The organism is Methylobacterium sp. Leaf94, assembly GCF_001426045.1.
GTDB lineage: Bacteria > Pseudomonadota > Alphaproteobacteria > Rhizobiales > Beijerinckiaceae > Methylobacterium.
In genome coordinates this window covers 26,364-36,368 of the sequence record NZ_LMRM01000028.1, presented here as the reverse complement: position 1 = coordinate 36,368, position 10,005 = coordinate 26,364, and the positions used below count along the sequence as shown (strand labels likewise).

9 protein-coding genes and 2 pseudogenes are annotated in these 10,005 nt (G+C 58.9%); 3 read left to right on the top strand and 8 right to left on the bottom strand.

Annotation, left to right across the window (positions count from 1 at the left end):
* Window positions 1-160: 160 nt before the first annotated feature.
* On the top strand, window positions 161-838 hold the full coding sequence (locus ASG63_RS24370; RefSeq protein ID WP_082559330.1) for a 5-formyltetrahydrofolate cyclo-ligase: 678 nt from the start codon (window positions 161-163) through the stop codon (window positions 836-838).
* Window positions 839-1,001: 163 nt separating this feature from the next.
* A complete protein-coding gene (locus ASG63_RS24365; protein ID WP_443189797.1) occupies window positions 1,002-1,676 on the top strand; it encodes a GntR family transcriptional regulator in 675 nt (224 codons plus the stop codon).
* Between the two features lie 619 nt (window positions 1,677-2,295).
* Here ASG63_RS24365 and ASG63_RS24355 read toward each other — a convergent pair.
* The 4 genes and pseudogenes from ASG63_RS24355 to ASG63_RS26850 form a co-directional block, all read right to left on the bottom strand.
* Window positions 2,296-2,682 (bottom strand): annotated as a pseudogene (locus tag ASG63_RS24355) (transposase); the annotation flags it as partial.
* 155 nt (window positions 2,683-2,837) lie between these two features.
* Window positions 2,838-3,230 carry a group III truncated hemoglobin gene (locus ASG63_RS24350; protein ID WP_082559327.1) on the bottom strand — a complete coding sequence of 131 codons (393 nt, stop codon included), beginning with the start codon at window positions 3,228-3,230 and terminating at the stop codon, window positions 2,838-2,840.
* A gap of 57 nt (window positions 3,231-3,287) precedes the next feature.
* Window positions 3,288-3,929 (bottom strand): 2,3-bisphosphoglycerate-dependent phosphoglycerate mutase, encoded by a 642-nt coding sequence (locus tag ASG63_RS15015; RefSeq protein WP_056217863.1) that lies wholly within the window; start codon window positions 3,927-3,929, stop codon window positions 3,288-3,290.
* 56 nt (window positions 3,930-3,985) lie between these two features.
* Window positions 3,986-4,114, bottom strand: a complete 129-nt coding sequence (locus tag ASG63_RS26850; protein ID WP_274534740.1) for a hypothetical protein — start codon at window positions 4,112-4,114, stop codon at window positions 3,986-3,988.
* 262 nt (window positions 4,115-4,376) lie between these two features.
* Between ASG63_RS26850 and ASG63_RS15010 the strand changes: the two genes are divergently transcribed.
* Entirely contained in the window at window positions 4,377-4,988 is a 612-nt protein-coding gene (locus tag ASG63_RS15010) for an SOUL family heme-binding protein (RefSeq protein ID WP_056217884.1), read from the top strand.
* Window positions 4,989-5,258: 270 nt separating this feature from the next.
* Here the strand turns inward: ASG63_RS15010 and ASG63_RS15005 are convergent, their stop codons facing one another.
* The 4 genes and pseudogenes from ASG63_RS15005 to ASG63_RS14990 all read right to left on the bottom strand — a co-directional run bounded on the left by ASG63_RS15005 (window position 5,259) and on the right by ASG63_RS14990 (window position 9,963).
* On the bottom strand, window positions 5,259-6,182 hold the full coding sequence (locus ASG63_RS15005; RefSeq protein WP_056217860.1) for a YiiG family protein: 924 nt from the start codon (window positions 6,180-6,182) through the stop codon (window positions 5,259-5,261).
* A gap of 387 nt (window positions 6,183-6,569) precedes the next feature.
* Window positions 6,570-8,197, bottom strand: a pseudogene (groL, locus tag ASG63_RS15000) (chaperonin GroEL).
* A gap of 96 nt (window positions 8,198-8,293) precedes the next feature.
* Window positions 8,294-8,557 (bottom strand): co-chaperone GroES, encoded by a 264-nt coding sequence (locus tag ASG63_RS14995; protein ID WP_056217857.1) that lies wholly within the window; start codon window positions 8,555-8,557, stop codon window positions 8,294-8,296.
* 636 nt (window positions 8,558-9,193) lie between these two features.
* A protein-coding gene (locus ASG63_RS14990; RefSeq protein ID WP_156394203.1) for an IS5 family transposase occupies window positions 9,194-9,963 on the bottom strand; the annotation gives its coding sequence in 2 pieces (ribosomal slippage) (window positions 9,194-9,648 and window positions 9,648-9,963; 771 coding nt in all).
* Window positions 9,964-10,005 lie beyond the last annotated feature (42 nt).

Below are 10,005 nucleotides of genomic sequence, written 5' to 3'. Positions count from 1 at the left end.
GAGCAGCCATCGCATCCTCCTCAGGCTCCAAACCCAGGAATGAATCACGACCGAGATGCCGACGCTACCCCGCGTGAGTCCTGCTCAGCGAGGCTTGGTATTAGAGCCTACTTCCACGTCGTTGGGTACGTTTAGCGAGTACAGCTCGCCTCCGTGTTTCATGCATGAGCTGGACCAGAGCTTCCTCGGTTTAAACGGGGAGACAAACTTTGCATCGGGAGTGCCACCCGTCCAAAGCGCTACCCCACATTGGCAATTGATCAAGCAGTGGAGGAAAGAGACGCGCGGAGCTCTCATCGACGCCCGCGTCCGCATATCAGCGCAGGATCGCGCAGTCTGGAGCACGCGAATCAATCATAGCCTTGAAGCGGCACTGGTACCGACTTCCGGAAAGCTCATTGGATTTTACTGGCCCTTCAAAGGGGAGTTTGACGCGCGGCCTGTTCTAACGGCACTTCGTGACCGCGGAATTCGCCTTGCCTTACCGGTTGTCGTGGAGAAGGCACAGCCTTTGCAGTTCCGGGAGTGGTGGCCTGGAATTCCAATGAGTCGGGGCGTTTGGAACATTCCTATCCCTGCCGAAGGTGAGACGGTTATCCCGGACGTACTGATTGCCCCACTGGTGGGATTTGATTCATCGGGGTTTCGGCTCGGGTATGGCGGTGGCTTCTATGACCGGACGATTGCGCACTGCCAAGTGAAGCCTTTGATCATCGGTATCGGCTTCGAATTGGGGCGTCTACCAACGATCTACCCACAAGCTCACGATATAGCCATGGACCTCATCGTCACGGAAAATAGTTATTGTGCGCGCGATAGTTCAATTGCATTCTCATAAATATTAATTTGATATTATCACAATAATAAATACTTCCGATGCAATATATTAGCTTATTGGTTGCTGATGGTGAGAAGCTTGTCTGTCGACTTGGATTGTCGTGAAATATGAATCTCTTTGGGGTTGCCTCATTGAAGGATGTCCGATGTCGGGTGGGCGCCAAATAGAACTAGCATCCGTTACTAATCAATTAACCCTTAGAGATCGTGCTTACGAAAGCCTAAGGATCGCGATCGGTGCGATGGATATCTATCACCACAGTGAGGAAGTGCGCCTCGACGAGCGTAGACTTTCTCACGATCTAGGGATAAGCCGGACGCCAGTCCGGGAAGCACTCAACATTCTACAGCAGCAAGGTTTTGTGCGATCAGAAGCGCGGCGCGGCGTCTTCGTGATCAGGAAATCGAAACGCGAAATCATTGATATGGTTTACTCCTGCGCAGCTCTAGAGAGCATGGCAGCTCGGCTTGCATGTGAGAGGGCGACGGATGCCCACATTCAATCGCTGCGAGGATTTCTTGCTCACTCTGTTGCCGAGCACAACTCGGACCTAGCAAGTGAATATTTTGTTTTTAATCTAGAATTTCATCGTAAATTAGTTTTGCTTGCTCAATGTGCTGTAATAAAAAATCTTGCAGATAGTCTGTTCATACACTTGCAGAATATCCGGGATAAATCGTTCGCACAGGATCAATGGCTTTCGAGAGCGATCACAGCGTATGCATCGATCATAAAGTCGATCGAATCTAGAGATGCTGATGCTGCGGATCGCATGATACGTGCTCATGCATTGGCTTCGGTAAATCACATTAATATATGCGGTGGATACCTGAGGTGATTGCAAAGTTGCAGAAATAAATTTTGATATAAATATTATCCAAGATATTTTTGCCTGTACACAATCTATCTACTACCTAACTATCTGAAGGATAGCCGCAAAAAGCGTGCTGACCGATGCCATTATCCTGGAGACGTTCGAAAGAGCGCGAGTTCGCAGGTCTGATCACCATCGCGGTCTTCCTGTGCACCTTCGTGCTCACCAAGCTCGGTGGCCGAGATCTCTGTATGCAAATGCCGTGATCCTCTGCATGCAAACTCGTCAATGATAGTCGAACCATACAGGTGGAGCGGCGTTTGATTCGAGCGCGCTACGCGCAGCATCTGAACGGCACATACTCTCCAAAAGTCTGGGCGGCCGAGGAGTATACCCATGCCTACGGAAGCCATGAGAGGTCAACTCGCTCGGAATGCTCTCGACCTCTACCTTGCGCAGCAAACGACTGAGCGGCGCTGGCGTTATCCTATGACAGGAGCAGACGTTGCTGAGTGTGACATCATCGATCTCATGACGGACCTGCTGATTTTGGCGCGTCTGAGTGGCCACGATCCGTGCGCTGTTTTGCGCAAGACGAAGGTACACCTAAAGGCGGAGACAGGGGAGAGTTGCTGAGGACGAGGAGGTCGCCAGCTAACACCCAGCGCCGCGGCAGCAGGACGAAGCCTCGCTTGGCTTCCGGCAGTTTGACGAGCTCCAGTTCGATGCCGTGTTCGCGAGCGGCCTCGGCCGGCTTCTCGCCGGTGTAGCCCTGGTCGACGTAGGTGAGATCGATGGTGTCACCGGCGGCAGCCTGCACGGCTTGCGCCCGACGTCCGACCTGGGCGCGGTCGTCGGCATCGGCGGGGGTGACGTGCAGGGCCAAGAGATGGCCAAGCGTATCGACGGCCAGCTGGACCTTCGAGTCTTTCTTGCGCTTGGCGCCATCGTAGCCAGCTCGCTCGCCACTCTCGGGCGAGGTTCGCAGGGTCTTGCTGTCGAGGATGGCCGCACCCGGCTCTGGACTGCGGCCCGATTCCCGGCCGAGCCTTCACATCACGTACTGAACCAGGGGTCCCCTCAGATCTGAGGGGACCCCTGGTTCATGCGGCGGCTCGGGCTATGACCCGCTCGTCGGCGTGGGCGACCTCCGCCTCCGGGGGGGCTGGGCCTAACGAGGTGATGTCAGCAATCCTGCTGTAGACCCTCTGGTCGGAAAAACAGTCCCGCTTTTAAGCTATCTCCGATCCGGTTCGCACGTTCCGTGAGGAGCAGAGCTACGTCCGCAAAGAATATTTCCTCGGCCGTTTGCTCGAATAGCGCGAGCCAGCGCGCGAAATGAGCCGGGGTCAATTCAGCCAGTCTCTGATGCTTACCGAACGGATTGCCCTTGTAGCGACCAGATTTTAGAAGCACCGAGGACCAGAAATTTTGGATGACGGTGAGGTGGCGTGGCCAATCGCCATCAGGGATGACGCGGGCAAATACCGGCCCAATCAGGGGATCTCGCTGAACCTTGGCGTAAAAGGCAGCGAGGAAGTTTCGCAGTGTTTCTTCCGTAAGGCTGTCATGCAGCATTTAGGCTCAACCAATCGCGACTTGAATTGGAGCTATTGATCCCCCTCTTCCCGATCGTCATAGCGAAGAGGGCGCAACAACCGAGGTCTTCTCAATCACCGCGCCCGATTCCGAAAAGCTGTAGATGAGAATCTCACTCGTGGTGATATTGAAGTCCATCAACGCCTCAGGAGTCATGTTTTTAAGATGCATGACGATGGAGCGAAGCGAATTTCCGTGGGCAACAACAAGGACGCGCTGCCCTCCCTGAACGCGCACTGCAAGCTCCTGCTCGTAGAACGGAACTGTTCTGGCTGCGGTCATGGCAAGGCTTTCACCACCTGGGGGGACACCATCGTAGGATTTCCGCCAGAGATGGACCTGTTCCGGGCTCCACTGGTTGCGTGCCTCCGCCTTGTTCAGGCCTGAGAGTTCGCCGTAGTCCCGCTCGTCCAGGGCACTGTCGGCTCGGAACGGGAGATCGCTCTGATCCAACTGCTCCAACATTAGCGCCAGTGTCCGCTGCGCCCGGTCCAGCTTGCTCGTGAATGCGATGTCGAAGCGGAAGTCGAGCTCCCGCAGTTTGCGTCCGGCTGCCTTCGCTTCCGCAACGCCGTGCCCCGTTAAGCTGGGATTGCGAAACCCCGAGAACAGGTTCTGCTCGTTGTCGGTGCTCTGCCCGTGCCGCACGAGGACGAGCGTTCTGACTGCGGATAACATTGATTCTCCTTGTGCAGCGCTGTCTACGCAGCGGACGGATCGGGAGCAACGCTATCTCACCTGAATAAAGCTCTATCGCGGACGCCAAGGTCAAGAAGAAGCACGATGAGGCCGAGCGCGAGCGCCAGGACGGTCTTGCCCTCGGGATGAAGACGCATGCTGGTGATGCGCCAGCCGTCGATCACGAGGTCGAGCGTCCCACCGGCGAACCCAAGTGGTAGAGAGAATACGACTGTCTAGGCGAGTTGCTGTGCGGGATCGTCAAGCTCGGTACCTGCTGATACCATCTTCCCGCTCAAGCCTGGCACCTCGTCGAGCTGCTGCAGGCTCCTAAACCGGCCGCGCTCCTCACGATACCAGATGGGCTGCTTCCCCGATATTGGATACCCGATCGGAGACGAACGTAGATTTCTCGCGTACGCCCGATGACAAATGGAAGCCTGGACGATGGACAAGCTACTCTACTATTTCGTGACGCTGCTTGAGTCCGCTTTGTCGGTCGTGGGCATCCGTGGAACCTATGAAGAGCCGCGCTATGCAGTCGTCGAGCGGCTCAACCGTGGGGTCGAGGTGCGGGCCTACGATGGGCGCGTTGCCGTCGAGACGGATGCCATGGGACAGCAGGACGGGCGGGCGTTCGGCCGGCTGTTCCGGTACATCACCGGGGCGAACGGTGGCGGTCAGCGGATCGCCATGACGACACCCGTCGAGAGCAAAGGTCGCCTGATCGCGATGACGGTCCCGGTCGAACAGGGCGCCCGGGGAACCATGCGGTTCTATCTGCCGAGGGCAGTCGTTGAAGCCGGTGCGCCGGAGCCGACGGAACCCGGGGTGAGACTGGTTCGCCTTCCTCCGGAACGGTTAGCCGTATTGCGCTTCTCCGGTACGGCGTCGCCTGCGGCTAGGGACGAGCAGACCCGCACCCTGATGAATGTGATGGAAGCCACTGGACGAAAGGCGGTGGAACAGCCCTTCTTCATGGGCTACGATCCGCCATTCTCGGTGCCATTCTTGCGCCGGAACGAGGTCGCGGTGCGACTGCCATCTCCCTCGTCGTGAGTTGCGCGAACGGATCGCCAAGCTTTTACACAGCTTCTATGGGGCCTGGTGGCTGAGGGGCGGGTGGTTCCGCCGGTGGATCGATCTCAGGTACCTGAGGACCGGGAGGCGGATCGCCGATGGACGGGAGCGGATCGTCTCCGGGGCGTGGCGTATCGAACTGCATCATCGGGCTTCCTCGTCATCCCAGCGAAAGCGCGCACCGCTGGGATTGATCGTGCATCGTACGGGATGGTCCCGTCAGCGCCGGCAGCATCCGGGAGGTTTAACCTAACGCGGGAAACGGGTCGCCGTCTGCGAGGTCGAAATCAGTGTGTTGTAGTCGTTCACGATCCAGGTCGTGTCGATACGGCCGCGACGTGCGTCGCCCTTCGCGCGGCCGAGCTTCTCGCGGAACTCGCGTAGCTTGCCGAGCCAAGTAGCCGGTCGGCCCTCAAAACCGGAGAAGGAGCCCGGCTCGGCCACGGCATACTCGTCCATGCTTCTGACGGCCGAGGCATAAGTCGCGAGTGCGGCGTCGAAGGCCGGCAGGTCAACTATGGGCTTAGCTTCGCGCGGGAGCAGTTCCACCACCGGACGCGCTCGTAGCATGACGTTGGCGATGACCCAGCGGGACTTGCGGCCTTCCTGCTTTTCGATCAGCGCGAGCTCGGCCTCGTCGCTCTTAAGCTTCTCCAGGGCGAAGAGCGGTTCGAGCTTCGCCCGTTCTTCCAGGAAGGCTCTGCCGGCCGGCGCGAGCTTGGCGTGCAAGGTCTTGCCCTCCGCCATCTTGTCGACCTTGTAATCCGCCCGCTCGTAATAGCCGTTCGCCTGCGCAATCAGCGGGGCGAGCGTTTCGTAGGCCGCGATGTAGGGTGGGACGGCCGCGTCGAGCTCCGCCATCCGGGGTTCCGCATCTACGGCTGCCTTCGCCTTCGCGATCTCGTCGCGCACGTCATAGAGTGAGTAGAGCCCGTACACGATGCTCTCACGACCTGTTGGGCCGGTCCGCATATTCACCCAGCTTCCGTAACGCGCCATCGACTCCGAGGCGCGAAGCGTTCGATTCATGAGTCCGACGTAGGCGTTCAGCTTTCGGATGACGGCTTGCGAGGCGACCGCCTCTGGACCGGCCGGAACCGGGGCCTGCGCAAAAGCCGGAACGCAGCCCGTGATGACGGCCAGGAACACGGCGCGACGCGTCGGGAAGGTCATTGGATAGCCCCTCGTGATGAGGCGGGTGAGTAGCATTCCAGCCGCACGATCGAAAGCGACGGCAGGCGGTCGTGTAGGTCACGCCTGCGGAGCCCAATACTGGCTGGGTTGGCATCCTTCGGGCGGTACGGCGCGAGGGAACCGCTCCTAGATGCGTCCGCGCTCCCACCCAACAGCGCGCAGAGCGAGGCATTAGGTCAAATTGGAGTGGTCGGCACCAAGATGCCCTCGCCTCTTGCGGTCGCATTGATACGTTGAACTGTTCCAGGTGCCGCTCGTAGTTAAACTTTATCTCCCATTAACGCCAAAACATTTTCTCCATGTCAAAATAGAGAAGACCGCCCCTAAGGGCGGTCTTCGGGATCACTGTCTCAGCGGATACGGAAGCTAGAAGTCCATCCCGCCCATACCGCCACCCATACCGCCGCCACCTGGCATCTGCGGAGCCTCCTTCCTCGGAGCCTCGGAGATCATCGCCTCAGTCGTGATCAAAAGCCCGGCGACGGATGCCGCTCCTTGCAAGGCAGCGCGGACAACCTTGGCCGGGTCGACAATGCCTGCCTGAAGCATGTCAACGTACTCTTCGGTCTGAGCGTTGAAGCCATACGTCGCAGACGAGTTTGCCAGGATCTTTCCGACCACGATCGAGCCTTCGACGCCTGAGTTCTGCGAAATCTGACGGATCGGAGCCTCAAGCGCCTTCAGCACGATCTTGATGCCGGCCTGGACGTCCGGGTTGTCGTTCTTCAGCCCCTCTGCCGCTGCCTTCGCACGAAGGAGAGCGACACCACCGCCGGGCACAATGCCTTCTTCAACCGCTGCGCGCGTCGCATGGAGCGCGTCGTCGACGCGGTCCTTCTTCTCCTTGACCTCAACCTCAGTCGAGCCTCCAACGCGGATGACCGCGACGCCGCCGGCGAGCTTGGCTTGACGCTCCTGGAGCTTCTCACGGTCGTAGTCCGAGGTGGTTTCCTCGATCTGCGCCTTGATCTGAGCAACGCGGGCCTCGATGTCGGCCTTGTCGCCCGATCCATCGATGATCGTGGTGGTCTCCTTATCGATACGCACCCGCTTGGCGTGACCCAGCATCTCAAGAGTGACGTTCTCGAGCTTGATGCCGAGGTCCTCGGCGACCATCTGACCCTTGGTCAGCAGGGCAATATCCTCAAGCATGGCCTTACGGCGATCGCCGAAGCCCGGAGCCTTGACGGCCGCGACCTTGAGGCCGCCGCGCAGCTTGTTCACGACGAGCGTAGCGAGCGCCTCACCCTCGATGTCCTCGGCGATAATGAGCAGCGGCTTGCCGGTCTGCACTACGGCTTCGAGGATCGGCAAAAGCGCTTGAAGCGACCCGAGCTTCTTCTCGTGAATGAGGATGTAGGGATCTTCAAGATCCGCCATCATCTTCTCCGCATTCGTGATGAAGTACGGGGAAAGGTAGCCGCGGTCGAACTGCATGCCCTCGACCACATCGAGCTCGGTCTCGGCCGTCTTGGCCTCCTCGACGGTGATGACCCCTTCCTTGCCGACCTTCTCCATGGCGTGGGCGATCATCTCGCCGATTTCCTTGTCGCCATTGGCTGAAATGGTGCCGACCTGAGCGATCTCTGCGGAAGACGCCACCTTGCGGGAGCGCTCACTGATGTCCTTCACGACCGCAGCAACAGCGAGGTCGATGCCGCGCTTCAGGTCCATCGGGTTCATGCCGGCGGCCACGTACTTCACACCCTCGCGGACGATGGAGGCGGCCAACACGGTTGCCGTCGTCGTGCCGTCGCCGAGGCCACTTCGCGCACCATCTGGGCGCCCATGTTCTCGAACTTGTCGGCGAGCTCGATCTCCTTGGCGACGGTGACGCCGTCCTTGGTGATGCGCGGCGCGCCGAAAGACTTCTCAATCACAACGTTGCGGCCCTTGGGACCCAGCGTCACCTTCACGGCACTGGCAAGAAGCTCAACACCGCGCAGCATCTTCTCGCGGGCGTCGGCGGAAAAACGAACGTCTTTGGCAGCCATGGGAAAAGTCACTTCAATGTTAGCGCGGCCCCGAGGCACACCACATCGGGTGCCTCAAGGGGCAGTATTGGCAGATCACACCAGGGCGTATGGCTCTTAAGCGTTCATGATCAGGAGGTCCTGACCGTCGATCTTGACCTCGGTGCCGGACCACTTGCCGAACAGGACGCGGTCGCCGGCCTTGACGTCGAGCGGGTTCACGCGGCCGGCTTCGTCACGGGCGCCAGGACCGACGGCGACGATCTCGCCCTCTTGCGGTTTCTCCTTGGCATTGTCCGGGATGATGATGCCGCCCTTGGTCTTCTCTTCGCCTTCGATGCGGCGAACGACGACACGGTCGTGCAGTGGGCGAAATTTCATGGTCGAGTTCCAATCTCCCTACCGATGACATGGCGCCAGCACGGCTCAGCCATTGAAGGGAAGGCGGCTGCAGGAAGATCCGCAGCGGCCCTGCGACAGTTGGTTTAGCACTCAGTGAACGAGAGTGCTAATGTTTCTGGGCCTGTGTCGATTTCTTTTTTATAGGCTGGGGAGCTTCATACCCATTGAAAGCTCAAATGATGTTTATCAAACTACAAATAATAGAAGATTGACTGGCTGCACCAGTGTACTGCAGGCCTAAAGACGCATTGGTTGACTTAGCGGTCGTATTTATGATTTTTCCCGAGTAAGATAGTAATCTATGGCCGATTTTTTCGACGGATGAGAGTTTTACGAAGATCGGTTCACAGCTGTCGACAAACTTGTGGGGCATGAAACTCATAGACGACTTGCGCGGTATCCGCGGGATGAGCCGCCTGGATATCTGATTCGCGAAAAAAGGGAGCTGTGGCTGATCTGTTTTAAACTCTAGCTTTTTTAGTGGGCGGCCCTCCCCTGCCAGGCATGAAGGGACGCTGATCCAGCTGTTTCCGTTCAACGGAACGCACCAAAGTTCGTATGCTGCATGTGCAGCGGTCCCGAAGCGCTATGGGTGCTTGCCGAAGCACGGGCGTGTCATCGCTTAAGCCAATCGAGGGCGGCTGCGAGGTAGAGGACGCCCATGAAGCTGACGGCAGTCTTCTCGTAGCGGGTGGCGATGGCGCGCCACTCTTTGAGCCTGGTCCAGAGACGCTCGACCTGGTTACGGTTGTTGTAGATCCAATCCGGGCAGGCCACGGGCGCTTCGTAGCGCTGAGGCGGGATCGCAGGCCGAGCGCCCATATCCCAGATGTGTTCGCGAAAGACGTGGCTGGTATAGCCGCGGTCCCCCACGACCCATTTGGGCACCGCCGGCAGCTGGTCGAGCAGGGGAACAGCGTGAGGAAGTTCATGGGCCTGACCGGGCGCCAGCCGGAAGGCGATGGCGCGACCCCGTCCATCCGCGATCACGCAAGCCTTGGTGCCATACCCGCCACGTGAGCGGCCAAGAGCTTCACGAGCATCTCGCTCGGGCCCAGATCCCCCCTTTTGGCGGCTCCCGCCGCCTTTTGGTGCGCTCGCATGTTCGTGCCGTCGCGGAATACCATACCGAGTTGGACACCGCGCTCCTGCACGAGGTGAAGAAGCCGCTCCCAGACGCCGGCACGCGACCAGCGGATGAAGATCTGGGCAGCCCGCCACCAGGGTCCCAATTCCTCGGGAATAGCTCGCCATTTGGCTCCGTTCTGATGCCGCCAAAGGATGGCCGAGAGCGTGCGCTGCAGATCCTGCGGAGGCGTTTTGGCCTTGGGCCGGCAGGCTTCAACCAGAGGCTCCAGATCAGCCCATTGTGTGTCGCTCAGCATCGTCCCTCCTCCATCAGAGAGACGAAAACGCAAGCCCAGCCA